The organism is Dysgonomonas sp. 37-18 (genome assembly GCF_001899125.1).
Taxonomy (GTDB): domain Bacteria; phylum Bacteroidota; class Bacteroidia; order Bacteroidales; family Dysgonomonadaceae; genus Dysgonomonas.
In genome coordinates, this window is sequence record NZ_MKVC01000004.1 from 90857 (window position 1) to 108111 (window position 17255).

Annotated in this window: 16 protein-coding genes; 10 read left to right on the forward strand and 6 right to left on the reverse strand. The window is 35.2% G+C overall.

The window, feature by feature from the left end; genetic code table 11:
• Positions 1-6: 6 nt before the first annotated feature.
• Together lpxB and surE are read right to left on the reverse strand one after the other, a co-directional pair.
• On the reverse strand, positions 7-1149 hold the full coding sequence (gene lpxB, locus BGO84_RS01415; RefSeq protein WP_291026988.1) for a lipid-A-disaccharide synthase: 1143 nt from the start codon (positions 1147-1149) through the stop codon (positions 7-9).
• A 26-nt stretch (positions 1150-1175) separates the two neighbouring features.
• Positions 1176-1949, reverse strand: coding sequence for a 5'/3'-nucleotidase SurE (surE, locus tag BGO84_RS01420; RefSeq protein ID WP_291026991.1), 774 nt, complete (start codon positions 1947-1949; stop codon positions 1176-1178).
• A 520-nt stretch (positions 1950-2469) separates the two neighbouring features.
• Here surE and BGO84_RS01425 point away from each other — a divergent pair.
• Positions 2470-4119: an alkaline phosphatase gene (locus tag BGO84_RS01425; RefSeq protein ID WP_135104375.1), complete on the forward strand. Its 1650-nt coding sequence runs from the start codon at positions 2470-2472 to the stop codon at positions 4117-4119.
• Positions 4120-4204: 85 nt separating this feature from the next.
• Here BGO84_RS01425 and BGO84_RS01430 read toward each other — a convergent pair whose 3' ends face one another.
• From BGO84_RS01430 to mtaB, 4 genes are all read right to left on the reverse strand, one after another.
• On the reverse strand, positions 4205-4828 hold the full coding sequence (locus tag BGO84_RS01430; RefSeq protein ID WP_291026994.1) for a DUF4294 domain-containing protein: 624 nt from the start codon (positions 4826-4828) through the stop codon (positions 4205-4207).
• Between the two features lie 88 nt (positions 4829-4916).
• Positions 4917-5945 (reverse strand): glycosyltransferase family 2 protein, encoded by a 1029-nt coding sequence (locus BGO84_RS01435; protein WP_291026997.1) that lies wholly within the window; start codon positions 5943-5945, stop codon positions 4917-4919.
• Positions 5942-6856, reverse strand: a complete 915-nt coding sequence (locus tag BGO84_RS01440) for a lysophospholipid acyltransferase family protein (protein ID WP_291027000.1) — start codon at positions 6854-6856, stop codon at positions 5942-5944. The genes BGO84_RS01435 and BGO84_RS01440 overlap by 4 nt, the downstream gene beginning before the upstream one ends.
• A 2-nt stretch (positions 6857-6858) precedes the next feature.
• Positions 6859-8169, reverse strand: a complete 1311-nt coding sequence (gene mtaB / locus BGO84_RS01445) for a tRNA (N(6)-L-threonylcarbamoyladenosine(37)-C(2))-methylthiotransferase MtaB (RefSeq protein WP_291027003.1) — start codon at positions 8167-8169, stop codon at positions 6859-6861.
• Positions 8170-8359: 190 nt separating this feature from the next.
• On the opposite strand from mtaB, the gene BGO84_RS01450 reads away from it, so the two are divergent.
• From BGO84_RS01450 to BGO84_RS01490, 9 genes are all read left to right on the forward strand, one after another.
• Positions 8360-10027: an AMP-binding protein gene (locus tag BGO84_RS01450; RefSeq protein ID WP_291027006.1), complete on the forward strand. Its 1668-nt coding sequence runs from the start codon at positions 8360-8362 to the stop codon at positions 10025-10027.
• Positions 10028-10204: 177 nt separating this feature from the next.
• The gene (locus BGO84_RS01455; protein WP_006843518.1) at positions 10205-10426 is read left to right on the forward strand and encodes a hypothetical protein; all 222 of its coding nucleotides are present in this window, start codon (positions 10205-10207) and stop codon (positions 10424-10426) included.
• Positions 10427-10587: 161 nt separating this feature from the next.
• Complete coding sequence (locus BGO84_RS01460; RefSeq protein ID WP_291027009.1) at positions 10588-11448, forward strand: ABC transporter permease; 861 nt, start codon at positions 10588-10590, stop codon at positions 11446-11448.
• A complete protein-coding gene (locus BGO84_RS01465; RefSeq protein WP_291027011.1) occupies positions 11448-12395 on the forward strand; it encodes a hypothetical protein in 948 nt (315 codons plus the stop codon). Before BGO84_RS01460 ends, BGO84_RS01465 begins: the two co-directional genes overlap by 1 nt.
• Positions 12389-13195: a glycosyltransferase gene (locus BGO84_RS01470; RefSeq protein WP_291027013.1), complete on the forward strand. Its 807-nt coding sequence runs from the start codon at positions 12389-12391 to the stop codon at positions 13193-13195. Before BGO84_RS01465 ends, BGO84_RS01470 begins: the two co-directional genes overlap by 7 nt.
• Positions 13196-13207: 12 nt before the next feature.
• On the forward strand, positions 13208-14485 hold the full coding sequence (locus BGO84_RS01475) for a polysaccharide ABC transporter ATP-binding protein (protein WP_291027015.1): 1278 nt from the start codon (positions 13208-13210) through the stop codon (positions 14483-14485).
• A 61-nt stretch (positions 14486-14546) separates the two neighbouring features.
• Positions 14547-15191 carry a class I SAM-dependent methyltransferase gene (locus BGO84_RS01480; protein ID WP_291027017.1) on the forward strand — a complete coding sequence of 215 codons (645 nt, stop codon included), beginning with the start codon at positions 14547-14549 and terminating at the stop codon, positions 15189-15191.
• Positions 15192-15197: 6 nt separating this feature from the next.
• Positions 15198-16310 (forward strand): glycosyltransferase family 4 protein, encoded by a 1113-nt coding sequence (locus tag BGO84_RS01485; RefSeq protein ID WP_291027019.1) that lies wholly within the window; start codon positions 15198-15200, stop codon positions 16308-16310.
• A 76-nt stretch (positions 16311-16386) separates the two neighbouring features.
• The gene (locus BGO84_RS01490; RefSeq protein WP_291027021.1) at positions 16387-17238 is read left to right on the forward strand and encodes a glycosyltransferase; all 852 of its coding nucleotides are present in this window, start codon (positions 16387-16389) and stop codon (positions 17236-17238) included.
• Positions 17239-17255 lie beyond the last annotated feature (17 nt).

The window sequence follows — 17255 nt, forward strand, 5'->3', positions numbered from 1 at the left end:
GAGGAATTATTTTCCTCTCTTTAGTTTTTGTATAATAATATCTGCAGCTCTTTGCGACGCACCAGACTCACCCAATATTCTTATAACTTCATCATAGTCGGCTAACATCGTTTCACGATAGGTTTTGTCATTCAAAAGCTTATTAACTTCCTCCCTAATTGTATCTACAGAGAATAATTTGGCAAAAAGCTCTTGTACCACTACCCTATCGGCTATCAGATTTACTAACGAAATATATTTTGTATGAAGTATATTCTTGAATGCCCAATAAACCACATGAGGAATAGGCGTTTTGTAACAGACAACTTGCGGAACTTTGAATAAAGCAGTTTCTAATGTAGCCGTGCCGGATGTCACCAATGCCACATCAGCATACTGCAAAAGTCTGTAAGTTTGACCAAATACAATTTTACAAGAATTACGACCTATATATTCTTTGTAATAATCAGGATCTATACCGGGTGCTCCGGCTATCACAGCTTGATAATCTTTAAAGCCTTCAATTGCCTCGAGCATAGCGGGCAGATTATCTTTTATCTCTTGTTGGCGGCTACCGGCAAGTAAAGCTATAATAGGTTTATTATCTAAGTTGTTTTCCGCTATAAACTTACCTTTAATGTCATCCTTATTCTCTTCTCTAAAATTGGCTACAGCATCTACCACAGGATTCCCCACATAATTGATACGATAATTATGCTTCTTATAGAAATTGACTTCAAAAGGAAGGATAGAAAGCATTTCGTCAACATATTTTTTAAACGATTTCACCCTATATTCTTTCCAAGCCCATACTTTTGGGGAGATATAATAATATACAGGAATGTTGGTATGCGTTTTAATATATTTGGCAACTTTCAGATTAAATCCGGGATAATCGATCAATATCAACACATCGGGATTAAACGCCATAATCTCCTTTTGACACATCTTCATATTACGAAGAATAGTCCTCAGATTGAGAAGTACAGGAATAAATCCCATAAAAGCCATTTCGCGATAATGTTTTACGAGTCGTCCTCCCTGAGCCAACATGAGATCGCCCCCCAGAAAACAAAATTCAGCTTCTGCATCCTGCGCTTTGAGTGCTGCCATCAAGTTAGACCCATGTAAATCTCCCGAAGCTTCTCCTGCCACCAAAAAATATTTCATTGTGTTGTGATTTTATCGATAGAGTATTAAAGAATGGCTTCCCAAGACTTTATTGAGGCAATAAGATCATAATTTGTCATATCCACCTTCACCGGCACAACTGAAACATACCTGTTAGCCAAAGCCCATTCATCCGTCATTTCATCACTAGGCTCATCATTTTCAAAGTTTCCTGTCAACCAATATATATCTTTATCAGCGCCATCTTTCGACTGCATAAATTCATTCACCCACTGTCCGGATGTCTGACGACAAACACGGATTCCTTTTATATCGTCTCCTTTCGGAATATTTACATTCAAACATGTTCCACTAGGCAGCCCATCTTCCAATACTTGCTTGGTAATAGAGTGAATATATTTTTTTGAGTAAGTAAAATCAGCATTGTGACTATGATCAAGCAACGAAAAACCAATAGATGGTATTTTAAATACCGCTCCTTCTATTGCTGCTCCCATTGTTCCCGAATAAAGGACAGCTACCGCTGCATTCGAACCATGATTTACACCCGAAAGAACAATATCAGGTCTGCGTTCAGCCAATTCACTTATGCCTAACTTTACACAGTCCACAGGAGTACCTGTTGTCGCATAGACTTTGACATTCTGGCTTTGACTTATCAAATATACCCGTAATGGCTGTAATGATGTTATTGCACTCGACATTCCCGAACGAGGTCCATCGGGTGCTACAACTATAATATCTCCTAAATCTTTTACGCTATCTATCAATGCTTCTATACCTTTAGCCTGATAACCATCGTCATTCGTAATCAGTATCAGAGGCTTCCTATTCTCCATCTATCTTTATTTATCATTAAAAAACAAAACTAAGAACTAAAAATTAAATTTCAGTTAAGAAACAAAGATACATCAATATTTTTAGAGCGTATTTATTTCCTTTGTAAAAAGAAATCGACGAAAGGAACGACTCCGAGTAGTCACATTTATCAACAAATAATTGTTTGTAATCTTATATTGCAGATTTATCTTATATAAGACATTATAGTGATCTGAAAGAAGTAAAAGTGACATTAAAAAAAGAGCACAACGACTGTTACTTTTGTTACTTTTTAACAACATTAAATATCTAAACATATGATCTACAACAACATACAAAACCACAAAAAAGTAACACCCATGCACGGTAAAAAGCGTGACTTAAATGAATTATAGCCATTAAAAAACAAACTCTTTTTTGTGTTATCTAGAAAAGGTTTGAAATGGCTTTAAATTATTATCCAGCGTCTTTGCGATGCAAACATATTTTGTAACTTTGGTATACTTTTTCAATTTATTAATCATTCAAAATATTCCCAACATGAGAAAAACAAGTACGGTCTTATTGCTTCTGCTGATTTTTTCGACCGCGATATATGCCCAACAGCAGTACCGCAAGCATGTCAGACCTACCAAAAATGTGATTGTGATGATACCTGACGGAACATCTATCGGTGTAGTTTCTGCCGCACGTTGGTATCAGATTTACAACAAGCTTGGAAGCAACAATTTAGCTATCGACCCTTATCTATGCGGTACTGTAAAAACATTTTCATCAAATGCTCCCATTGGAGACTCGGCTCCTACAACCTCTTGTTATATGACCGGTATGCCTCAACAGACGGGTAATGTATCGATCTATCCTGTTGCCGATCCTCAAAATGACTTAGTACCTGTAGATCCGGCAAAAGCTTACCAACCATTAGCTACAATACTGGAAGCTGCTAAACATCAACAAAACAAAGCTACGGGATTGGTTGTTACGGTGGAATTCCCACATGCAACACCCGCAGACTGCTCTGCACACTATTATGCCAGAGGCAAATATGAATATATCGCATCACAAATGGCATATCAAAACTTAGATGTCATGTTTGGTGGTGGTAATTCTATACTTACTGACGACATTAAACAACATTTCAAGAACACGGGAACCAGACTTATTCAGGATGATTTAAAAGCTTTCCGGAACTTTAATGGAAAAGATAAAGTTTGGGCATTATTCGGAGAAAGAGAGCTACCTTACGACATCGACAGAGACTCTACTCTAGTTCCGTCACTGAATGAAATGACTAAAAAAGCGCTAGACAGGCTTTCTCAGAACGAAAACGGCTTTTTCCTCATGGTAGAAGGCAGTAAAGTAGACTGGTCTGCTCACGGAAACGATGCTGTAGGCTGTATTACAGAATATTTAGCATTCGACAAAGCAGTTGCTACTGTTATGGATTTTGCCCGCAAGAATGGAGAAACAACTGTAATAGTTCTTCCCGATCATGGAAATAGCGGATTCACAATTGGTCGTAGAGACCTGAAAAGCTATGACAAAGCAACCATCGATCAACTATTCAAAAATGTATCGCAATACAAAAAAACAGGAGAAGGTTTGGAGCGTATCTTATTAAAATCGAAACCGGAAGACTTCAAAAGCATATTTAAAGAATATACGAATATAGACCTGAACGACGATGAATTAAACTTACTTCTCAGCTCTAAGAACTACCAAGAAGCTGACTATATGAAAGTAAGCAACAGCGTGAATATGGGTTCGAGTATTATCAATATAATGAATCAACATACATATTTCGGTTTCACAACGGGAGGACATACCGGGGAAGAAGTATTTCTCGCAGCTTATCATCCTGATGGTGATCTGCCTATAGGTATGAATACGAATGTAGAAATAAACCAATATCTATCTGACGCTATAGGGCTCAAAACATCTTTGAAAGATATGACAGAAGAAGTGTTTGCTAAACACACAGAAGTCTTCAAAGGATTAGAGTATAGCATAGATAAGTCTACTGATTTCCCTGTATTAAAAGTGAAGAAGGGAAATATGACGTTGACTATACCTGCGTTCAAGTCGGTAGTTTATCTAAACAATCAGCCAATCTCGTTAAGTACAGTGACTGTATACATAGACAAGAACGACACATTCTATGTTCCTAAAAGCCTAATTAATAAGCTATAAGACGATAGCTATTCCCATATACAAAACAGCGACAAATCTAAGAAGGTTTGTCGCTGTTTTATTTATGTAATCTAATTGTTCTCAATTATTTATATCCATGATAATTGATGGAATAATAATAATCTAATGTACCTTGTTCCAACTGAGTAACGATAGCTTCTATTTCGGCATCTCTACCTTCAGGATCATATTCTGTTTTCAGGCTATTGCCAAACAATCCGGCAAAAGCATTATATACACCGGCTTTGAAGCTACCAACCAAAGCTTTTACAATATTATATGACGAGGTATTACATTGACGATCGATAAGCTTCACTAACACCTTACCCTGATTCTTAGTCATTTTCTTCATCTTGGGTTTGTATTCCTCCATCATATATTTCTGCACATCGTTCATATACTTATCTCTTGCTTTATCATTGGGCAAGGATTGCATATATTCATAAGTTTCAACAATAGCAGCTGTAATCATCTTTGCATAAGGGTACGCTATGCGGACATCCCTTACAAGTTTTGAGTATTCCTGTCTTTGCTTGTTATTTTTAAATTTTATTGGAGCATATATATAAACCGGCTTGAGGTTCATAATAGCAATCGTATCCCCATGATAGATAACTGCCATATCTATATACGTATCTTGCTTTTCCTGTGACTTGAGAGCCACAGAAACCAATAATAGCAAGACAAAAGAAAATACAATCTTTCTCATTGGGTTACGCAGTATAAATACAGTCCAAATATACAAGAAAAAAGAAAATTCAGATAAGAAATATCAAACTTAATTGCAGTTGAAGAGCTTAACGTCCAAACTTCAAATTTGAGAATAACTTTATTCCTCTCAGATAATAAGCAGCAAGAATACTTCTCGGGTAGATAGTTGCAGGGTATTCAACAATCATTTTTTCAAGGTTTTCGTTTCTTGCAGACCGATACATCTTCCTGTTATTATAAAAGTCTTTATGGGCTCTAACAACTTCTTTTGCGTTAGCATACTTTCCTGTGACAGCAAATTGGAACGCCGCGATATAATCCAATATCAGCCGTATAGTCATCACTTTCTTTAAGTTATCCTGAGGCAGATTTTTATAAAGCATTATAAGGTTATTCCTGAAATTGAGAAATGTTTTTCTGGGATTTTCCTTTTTCAACGTAGCGGCTCCCACATGATACACAACGGAAGAAGGTAAGCAAACAATACGCCTGCCTCTTGAGTTCAACCTCCAACAGAGATCAATTTCTTCCATGTGTGCAAAAAAGGATGAGTCGAACCCTCCTACCTCAAAGAAGTCTGCAGAACGTATAATAAGACAAGCTCCCGTAGCCCATAAGATATCTATCGGCGTATCATACTGACGATGATCCTCTTCTATTTTCTGAAAAATACGCCCCCTGCAAAATGGATAACCATACTTGTCTAAGAATCCACCCACAGCTCCTGCATATTCAAAACTAGCTTTGTTTCGTTGAGCCAATATCTTAGGCTGAACGGCAGCAACATCTGTATTTTCATCCAGATAGGATATAGTCGTCTTTAACCAGTTTTCGGTTACTTCAACATCAGAATTGAGAATAACAAAATATTCGGCAGCGACTTCTTTCAATGCAACATTATATCCTCCTGCAAAACCATAGTTTTCAGGCAGTCTTATCAATGATATTTGAGGATATGATGTCTCTAAGAAAGATAAAGAATCATCTGTGGAACCATTATCAGCCACAACAATTTCAACATCAGGAAAAGATGAATACCGTACAACCGTAGGAAGAAACTCTTCTAGTAATTTTTTCCCGTTCCAGTTAAGAATAACAATAGCTATTTTTTTCATTTATGTTGTGCTAATTCAACTTCCTTCCGAGTCATTTTCCATCGCTTGTGAGTCCATAGCCAATAAGCAGGATTACGCAGAATGGTTTTTTCCATCTCTCGTATATAAGTTTCTGTTATATAGAATTCGGGGGCATCCTGGGGCTTATCCGAAATCAATTTTACCGTTCCTTTATAATGTCCTCTTTTCACCTTTTCCATATCAAGGTAAACGACAGCAAATCCGGTTTGTTTTGCAATACGCTCAACTCCTGTAAAAACAGCAGATTCTTGATTCATAAAAGTTGACCAATAATGTATGTTATGAAAAGACGGCGTCTGATCAGCCATGAAGCCTATTAAGATTTGCTGTTTTGCCTTTCTTAGCTTTACAATAACACGCAAGGTTTCATTCTTAGCTATCCCGAACGAACCAAACCGGCTACGTATCTTGAGAAACAAATCATCGGCAGCTTTATTTTTCAAAGGTCTATAGATCTGTCCTAAAAGCTTATTTTGATCCTCTTTATTGCGAAACGACATCGTGATTGACGGAACCCATTCCCAATTACCATAATGCCCTAAGAACATTAAGGCAGAATTTCCATCCTTCATCAAATCTTTTACGATATCCATATTCTCAAAAACCATTCGCTTTTGCATCTCTTCATCGGAGATATGTAATAGTTTTAGTGTTTCTACAAAGTAATCGCAAAAATGATGGTAAAATTCTTTCTCGATAACGTGCAACTCTTTATCCGTTTTCTCGGGAAAGCTATTTTTAAGATTGATGCGTACGACTTTCAATCTATAACGAATAACCTTATATACTAGAAAATAGAGGAAATCAGATAAAATATATAATGCTCTGAATGGTAACAGCGCATGCAAATACATCCAGATATACAATATATAATATAATATCTTATTCATCGTCAGATCTCAGTAAGAGCTGTTTTTATGGAATTAAAATCGCCCAAAGTTATCATTTTTATTTCATTCGCTTTATGTGCATGATACTGAGTTTCTACTTTTATATAATTCTCAGTAAAACCGTACATAACGCTATCATGTTGAGTATGCTCAAATAACACTTTTCGCTTTGTACCTTGCTGCGACTGATAGAATGCCTGTAATTTTTCGTCTGATAGGTCAAGTAGAGCCTTACAACGTGCATGCTTAGTTTTAGGATCTACTTCGTGATCTATTTTCAAAGCCTGCGTATTCGGACGTTCAGAATATGTAAAAACATGCAATTGTGAAAAATCAAGACTTTCTAAGAAAGCTTTTGCTTCTTCAAAATATTCATCGGTCTCTCCTCTTGTACCAACAATAACATCAACTCCGATAAATGCATCAGGCATTACGGATTTAATCTTTTCTACTTTATGTCTGAATAATGCAGTATCGTAGCGGCGACGCATCAATTTAAGCACAGCATCCGAACCCGACTGTAAAGGGATATGAAAATGAGGCGCAAAACGTTTTGATTGAGCTACAAATTGTATAATCTCATCGGTAAGCAAATTCGGCTCTATTGATGAAATCCGATAACGCTCAATACCCTCGACTTCATCTAAAGCCTTAACCAAGTCAAAAAAAGTTTCGCCCGTGGTTCTACCAAAGTCTCCGATATTTACACCTGTTAGAACAATCTCCTTCCCTCCTTTTTCAGCAACCTCTTTTGCCTGCTGTACCATACTTTCTATCGAACCATTACGACTACGTCCTCTGGCAAAAGGAATAGTACAAAAAGAACAAAAGTAATCACACCCATCCTGCACTTTCAGAAAATAGCGGGTACGATCATCCTGCGAACACGATGGAACAAATGACTTTATCTTATTCGTTTTAGAAGTATGTACGACCCCTTTATCTTTTTTCTTTAGTTCGTCAAGATAAGCTACTACATCAAGCTTCTGCTCCGATCCCAGTACAATATCCACACCTTTTATACCCGCAATATCTTCGGGTTTAAGCTGAGCGTAGCATCCTGTTACTATAACATAAGCACCGGGGTTTTCTTTAATCATTTTACGTACAGCCTGACGGCACTTCTTATCTGCAAATTCGGTTACGGAGCAAGTATTTATAACACATATATCTGCAACTTCCCCATCTCTGGATCTACGAACACCAACTTGGGACAATTGTCGTCCGATAGCTGATGTCTCTGCAAAGTTTAATTTACAGCCCAATGTGAGATAGGCTGCTTTTTTATTCTCAAAAATTGAATTATCTATCATTGTATATTACAGAACCTAATTTAATAATATTGAAATAAATAACTTTGTTCTACAAGCAATTTATTAATTATTGTCATACAAAAAGAGTACAAAATTACACAATTACGTGAAACTTTACATATAAAATAGTTGTAGATTATGATGATAGTCTCTATTTTTGCACAAAATTTATAAAAATGAGCAACAAATCATGATTGACAAGAATCTAATAACCTTATATGAAGACAGTTTTAGAAACAATTGGGACTTGAAGGGCTTGTCTGACTATTCCGAAAAAAAAACATTGTTTTATAAAGATCTGGCTCGTGAAATAGCTAGAATACATATATTACTGGATGATGCTCAAATAGCAAAAGGAGATAAAGTTGCTCTTATTGGCAAAAATAATATTCCTTGGTGTGTTACTTATCTTGCCGTTATCACTTATGGTGCTACCATTGTACCTATCCTACAGGATTTCCATGCAGACAATATACAGCATATAATCAATCACTCTGAATCAAAATTATTATTCACAGCCAATAATATATGGGACTCTCTGGATGAAGATCATATACCGGGAGTAAGAGGAGTATTCTCTATTAATAACTTCAAGCTTACTTGCTTGCACGAAGGAAAAGGAGAAAAACTTTCCCTGGCGGTAGAAGAGTTAGACAAAAAAATGAAGGAGAAGTACCCCAATGGTTACTCTCCTAATGATATTAATTACGCTAAAGTAGATAACTCAGAAGTAGTACTCATTAATTATACTTCGGGAACAACAGGCTTTAGCAAAGGGGTTATGCTTACAGCCAATAACCTTGCAGGAAATATAACTCATGCCCAATATCTGAAATTACTATTCAGAGGACAAGATATCGTTTCTTTTCTTCCATTGGCGCATGCTTACGGCTGTGCGTTTGAATTTTTGTACTCCTTGACCGAAGGCTCGCATACGACACTACTAGGAAGAGCTCCTTCGCCCAAAATATTGACAGAGGCTTTTGCCGAAATAAAACCACACCTTATTATAACAGTACCTCTTGTTATTGAAAAAATATACAAAAAAGCAATTTTACCTAAGATAGAGAAGCCTGCAATAAAAATGGCCTTGAAAATTCCGATTGTAAAGGATCAGATTTATGCAAAAATAAGAAAAGGCTTAATAGATGCTTTAGGTGGTAATTTTCATGAGGTGATTATTGGTGGTGCAGCTCTAAATGGAGAAGTGGAAGCCTTTCTTCACAAAATCAAATTTCCGTTTACGGTTGGTTATGGCATGACAGAATGTGCTCCTTTAATTTCATACGAACATCATTACGATTTTATACCCACCTCTTGCGGTAGGATATTAGACAATATTATGGAAGTCCGCATAGACTCGCAAGACCCATATAATATTGTAGGAGAAATACAAGTAAGGGGAGAAAATGTAATGAAAGGTTATTACAAAAATGAAGAAGCTACCAAAGCAGCCTTTACTGAAGATGGCTGGTTGAAAACAGGAGATTTGGGAACTATAGATAGAAATAACACCATTTTCATAAGAGGACGCAGCAAAACGATGTTGCTAGGCCCTAATGGACAGAATATATTCCCGGAAGAAATAGAATCTAAGCTTAACAATATGCCGTTCGTATTGGAAAGCCTCGTCGTAGAGCGAAATGGTAAATTGGTTGCATTAGCTCATCCTGATTATGAAACTATGGATGCCGCCCATGTAGATCACGAAATGTTGCCGGCAATAATGGAACAAAACAGGCAAAACCTGAATAAGATGCTTGCAGCATACGAAAATATATCGGCAGTACAAATTTACCCGAGTGAATTTGAAAAAACTCCTAAAAAAAGCATAAAAAGATATCTATATGATAATTAGATAATTACAATCAATGCAACAGTAAAAAAGTACCCCCCTCAGAAAAAAATAAAAAAAACACTAAAAAAAATATAATTGTGCTGTACAACATGTAAAGAAATATGTATATATTTGCATCGTGTTATCAGAAATTATAACTCAAATACATTTACCGTTTAAGTTTTAATAGAAAAGAAAATGAAAAAATTAGTTTTATTTGCTGTTGCTGCTATCGCAATCTCTTTCGCATCATGTAATAACAAAGCTGCTGAAGAAGCTGCTGCTAAGGCTAAAGCTGACTCTTTAGCTGCTGTTGAAGCTCAAGTAGCTGCTGAAGCTGCTGCTAAAGCTCAAGCTGACTCAATCGCTGCTGCTGCTCAAGCTGCTGCTGACTCTGTAGCTACTGCTGTAAAAAAATAATCCAGCGACAGTTAAGATTTATGAAACCTGTATGAGGTAATACACTCATACGGGTTTTTTTATTATAGTTATTTTTTATTTAAAAATCTTTAACATTAAAAATAACTATCTTTGCACACTCAAAATCACACAAACAAATATAGAAACAATATAATATCTAAATGGAAACTGAAAAAGAACATTGGGATATAGAGATCAAACCGCGCGGAAGCAATTTTTCCCTTAATATAAAAGAAGTCTGGCAATATCGTGACTTATTACAAATGTACGTTCGCCGCGATGTTGTAACTATATACAAACAAACTGTACTCGGCCCTCTATGGTTCATCATTCAACCACTATTTACTACAATAATGTATATGTTTGTATTTGGAAATATAGCCCAAATACCAACGGATGGACTACCTCAGCCATTGTTCTACCTATCTGGAATATTATGTTGGGGATACTTTTCTGACTGTATGGGAAAAGCCTCAGGAACCTTCCTCGGTAACGCCGGAGTATTCAGCAAAGTATACTTTCCTCGATTAGTAGTTCCTATATCAAGTGTTATTTCCAATTTAGTACGATTAATAATCCAACTAGGGCTATTCCTTGCAGTATACTTTTATTTTGTATATAATGGTACAGCCATTAAGCCTAATATATATATTCTCTCTTTTCCGTTATTGGTTTTAATGTTAGCCGGATTAGGACTGGGATTTGGAATCATAATATCTTCTGTTACAACAAAGTATAGAGACATGGCTATCCTATTTGGTTTTGTAACCGGATTGTGGATGTATGCAACACCAATAATATATCCACTCTCAGTAATGAAAGAAAAATATGAAGAATATATGTGGCTTATACAGCTGAATCCATTAACATCTATCGTAGAAACATTAAGATATGGATTTATGGGAGCAGGTACAGTTGATTGGTTTTGGCTCAGCTATAGTTTTGTTGTTACAATAATAGTCATCATTCTCGGTTCATGGGTATTTAACAAAGTAGAACGCAGCTTTATTGATGTAGTGTGATGGAAGCTACAGAAATGAGAGAAAAATATTATGCTCTAAATAAATCCTTCAAGAGAAAATTCGTTTTTCATCTGGGATATGATGCAGGATTCTTCTCAGAGTATAACAATATGATATTAGCAATGTTATACTGCCTAACACACAAGATCCAATTTATACTATATTCTGAAGATGCTAATTTCGGGTATCAATACGGGTGGACTGACTATTTTCTACCGTTTTGTGACGAGGTTAAAGATAATTTTCACAAAAAATATAACTTTAGAAACTACGATTTCATCCAAGAAAGATTAGGAAGAAAAGACAAACTGAAAATTAAAGCATATAAGGTATTTAATGGAATAAATTTTCTAACTCAAGATTTATGGCTCCTGATAAGGGACAGAAAAAACGAAAAAAACATATATAATATTCCAGAGATTGGAATTATAAACTGTTCATTAAAGGATGCATGCCAAAAATTAATATCCCTAACATGGCAATACAATGAAATAACTGCTCCAGAGATAAAAAATAAAATAAGATTACTAAATTTACCAGAAGATTATATCGGTTTTCATATACGGCGCGGAGATAAGCATATTGAACAAGATTTAGTCGAAACATCAAGTTATCTGAATAGAGCAGAAAATATAAGTAATATAAAGAATACTTTTATATTAACTGATGATTTTAGAGTAATATCTGAAATAAGGAATAAATATAAAGAGTGGACGATATTCACATTCTGTAAAGAGTCTGAGCAAGGGTACGACCATGCTAAATTCAAAAAAGAAAATAAATCTATAATAAAAGAAGCGCATTTAAATCTATTTGCATCATTAGATGTGCTAAACAACAGTACATTTTTCGTAGGTACTTTTGGTTCAAATCCGGGTATGTATCTAGGAATGAGGATGGACTCTGCTAAATGTATAAGTATCGACATAGATTGGCAAATATGGTAGACAATGTTAATACATACAAAAAGCTTCCTTTCAGCGCCATTGTTACAGGGTACAATGAAGGATATATTTTGGAGGATTGTCTGAAGTCAATTTCTTTTTGCGAGAATATAAAATATGTAGATCAAGGCTCTAATGATAATTCGATAGAAATAGCCAAGCAATATAGTAATGAAATCATAGAGCACGAGAGGGTACCGCTAGGCGAAGCTATTGTTGCAGAATATTACAAATCGGAAAAATATGATTGGATACTTATAATAGATCCCGATGAACGAATTAGCTTTGAGCTATATAAAGATATAATAGCACTTTTTGAAAAAGGAATCCCTGATAATATTGGAGCAATACTCGTTCCTTGTATATATTATTACAAAAAGCATCCATTGAAAGGAACACGCTGGGGCGGTATTCACTCCCGTATGCTATTGTTTCACAAAGACAGATGTAAAATGACAGGCGTAGTACATGCGGGCAGAACCGTACTTCCTCCTTATAAACCGTTTTGGATTGCATACAAAGGGAAAAATATAGATCATCATTATTGGATGATCAATTTTTCTCAATTGCGGGAAAAACATTTAAGATACTTGAAAATGGAAGCTGAATCAAGGAATTTCATGGGATTTATTGCTTCAAAAAAAGGCATTATAAAACGTCCATTCAAAGCTTTTCACTCCTGTTTTCTCAAGATGAAAGGGTATCAAGATGGATTGTATGGACTCTTATTATCTTTTTTCTGGGCATGGTACGATACATGTGCCGAGATAAGATTATATAAATATCAAAAACAACAGAAATAAACAAATCTGAATATGTCAGACATCGCAATAAAATTTGAAAATATATCTAAGCAATATCGTTTAGGATTAGTGGGCACAGGAACTATAGCACACGACCTAAACCGCTGGTGGCATGTTGTAAGAGGCAAGGATGACCCCTATCTGAAAATAGGAGAAGTCAATGATCGTTCATCAAAGGCTAGCAGCAAATATATCTGGGCACTTAAAGATATAACTTTTGATGTAAAACAAGGAGAAGTGTTAGGCATAATCGGTAAAAACGGTGCAGGAAAATCAACCTTGCTTAAGATATTATCGAGAGTAACATCTCCTTCTACCGGAACAATTAGAGCCAAAGGTCGAATAGCATCTCTATTGGAGGTAGGGACAGGATTTCACCCCGAAATGACCGGTCGTGAAAATATCTTCATGAATGGCTCAATCATGGGAATGACTAAAGCTGAAATAAAGAGAAAACTAGATGAGATTGTAGATTTTGCAGGCGTAGAGAAATATATAGATACCCCTGTTAAACGTTACTCTTCGGGTATGACAGTTCGTCTTGGCTTTGCGATTGCAGCACATTTGGAACCCGAAATACTCGTTGTGGATGAAGTATTGGCTGTAGGAGATGCCGAATTTCAGAAAAAAGCGATTGGCAAGATGCAAGATGTGTCGAAAGGAGATGGTCGTACAGTATTGTTTGTAAGTCATAATATGCAATCCGTTTCAACATTAACACAGAACAGTGTTTTATTAGAAAATGGACAGGTTTGTACTTATGACAGAACAGATGTTGTTATTCAGAAATATTTATCTATGAGTGGAACTCAAGAGAATATATATCAACGCAAGATAAATAATAACAAACCCAATGTGATTAGAGTTGAATGTAAAACATCTCACAATAATAATATTCAACAATTTGGGAAACCGATGGATATTATTATCGATGTTCATACTCCCTACAGAATACCGTCAGCAGCTGTCTCTTACCAAGTACTTAATAGCGAAGGGGTACCGATAACCCATATATTGAACTTATATGAAGAAAACCCTTTTTGTGATGAAGAAGGAATATATAGGTTAAAATCTTCTATTCCATTCGTACATCTATACCCGGGGACATATAGTTTGATCGTTCATTTTTCAGATAGGATATCTCGAGAAAAATATGAAACCATAGAAAATATTACTCCTTTTGAGGTTAAAGTTTTTGGAGAAATTCGTGATTATTATTGGGGACCAAGAAATGCGACTTATGTAGAGGACTCAATATGGAATGTAAAAAAAATAGATGATGGCAAATAAGAAACCATACGATAATTTTATTAATATTCCTTTTACCTCAGATAATTTGGATAGATATTTAATGCGTAGCTTTATTTTTAATGTAGTTAAAAATACTTTACCATCATTAAAGGGGACCTTATTGGATGTAGGATGTGGTAAAATGCCATATAAGAAGTATATATTAGAAAATAGTGAAGTGAATACATATATAGGTCTTGATATAGAGACTGCTATGGAATACGACACGATAATAAAACCTGACTATACATGGGATGGCAAAGAAATGCCATTTAAGGACGAGAGTTATGATACACTTTTAGCTACAGAAGTGTTAGAACACTGCCCTATGCCCGAGCTAGTATTGAAAGAAATGTACAGGGTATTGAAAAAAGATGGATATATTCTGCTGACTGTTCCCTTCTTATGGCCACTACATGAAACACCACATGATGAATATAGATACACTCCGTTTGCTTTACGTCGGCTCTTAGAAGATGTCGGATTCAGAAATATTGAAGTTAAATCTAGTGGAGGATGGCATGCAAGTATGGCACAAATGTTAGGATTATGGGTCAAAAGAAGTGGTATTTCTAGTCAAAAACAAAAAATCCTGTCCAAGATTCTAAAACCAATCATAAAATTTTTAATAAAAAAAGATACTGTACCTACGAACTTCTACGAAGGACTGATGATCCCTAATTTATTTGCCACAGCTACAAAATAGACTTTTATGAAAAATATAGCTCTAATTTCTCCTAACTTGAATGCATATTCAGAAACATTCATTCAAAACCATAAAAAAAATTTCGAAGGAAATGTGAAGTTTTATTATGGTGGGCACTTCCCTACACATCTAGAAGGGAGTGGTCATTTGTGGATATCATCCAAAGAAAGATTAGCTGATTATATTAAGGCAAATGTATTTCAGATAAAGAATATTCCATCACCAGAATATAAAGCATTAGAAAAAAGCTTCAAAAGGGAAAAAATTAATATTGTTTATGCAGAATATGGTCCTACAGGATATGCAATGATGGACATATGCAAAAAAATGGGATTGCCACTTATCGTTCATTTCCATGGATATGATGCTTCGATGACAAGAGTTTTGGAGGAATACAGGGATGCTTATAAAGAAATGTTTAAATATGCCTCAGTTATCATAGCTGTCTCTAAAATAATGGAACAGAATTTAATTAAAATAGGATGCCCTCCTGAGAAGCTAAAGTATATCACCTATGGTCCTGAAGATAATTTCTTCTCCGTTACCCCCTCATATAAGTCAGAAGCATTTCTATCTATTGGACGCTTTGTTGACAAAAAAGCACCATATCTTACAATACTGGCCTTTAAAAAGGTGCTAGAGAAGTTTCCGAGGGCTAAGCTATATATGGCTGGAGATGGAGTACTACTAAATACATGTATCAATCTTTCAAAATATCTAAAGATCGAAGAAAACATTATATTTATAGGGCAAGCCAAACATCAAGAATTGATGAGCTATTATGAGAAAGTTCGAGCTTTTGTGCAACACTCCTTAACAGCAATCGATGGCGATATGGAAGGAACCCCAGTTGCTATTATTGAAGCCTCTGCTGCGGCTCTTCCGGTAATATCAACAAAACATGCAGGAATCCCTGACGTGATAATAGATGGGGAAACAGGCTTACTTGTAGATGAGCATGATGTTGACGGCATGGCTCAAAACATGATATATATATTAGAAAATGAACTTAAAGCAAAAGAGATGGGAGAAAAGGGAAGAATGAATATTTATGAAAATTTCAGTATGAAAATTCATATAGATAATTTAAACTCTATTATCTCTGAATATGCAAAATAAAAAGACTATCAATTTAATGTTGATGATATTTTTATAGAAAATAATATAGATGTAGAATTGAATATATTTTGATAAAATGAATAATCCATTATTCTCTGTTCTTATAGCCAATTATAATAATGGAATATATATCGAGGATGCTATCCAGAGTATATTCGATCAGACATATAATAATTGGGAAATAATTATTGTAGACGATTTTTCGACAGATTCGTCATCCGATGCTTATGATAACTATCAAAAGAATGAGAAAATAAAAGTTTTTCGTAATACAGAAAACAAACGATGTGGATATACCAAAAGAAGATGTGTTGATGAAGCTTCTGGAGTAATCTGTGGTTTTTTAGATCCGGATGACATTCTATCGAAAGACGCTTTGGCTGAAATGATTGCAGCTCATGAACAAAATCCAGATTGTTCTCTAGTACATTCCAAACTTTATTTTTGTGATGAAAAACTAGAAATACTAGGGGAATATTCGGCAGCAAAAAATGTACCTTTTGGAGAAAAAATGTTTTTCAATATGTATGGAGAGTTTACTGCATTTGCTTCTTTCAAAAAGAGCTTTTATGACAAGACAGATGGAATAGATTCATATTTAATTAGAGCTGTAGATCAAGATTTATATTATAAATTGTACGAAACAGGGAAAACATTCTTCCTAGACAAGTTTCTTTATTATTATAGAGTTCATAACTCTGGAATATCAACTTTATCTAATTCAGATAAAGCATACTACTGGAAATGGTTTACAATACTTAGTGCAGCAAAAAGAAGAGGTATAAATATCGAAGATTTCTTCTTAGAAAATTTTGTTACTAGATATGAATATGAAATTCTCAAAAATAAATATGAAAAAGTAAAGAAATACAGTAAACTAAATGATTTTTTACGAAATATCAAACAGAAGTTCGGATTGATAAAATAATAGAATTAATTTATTTT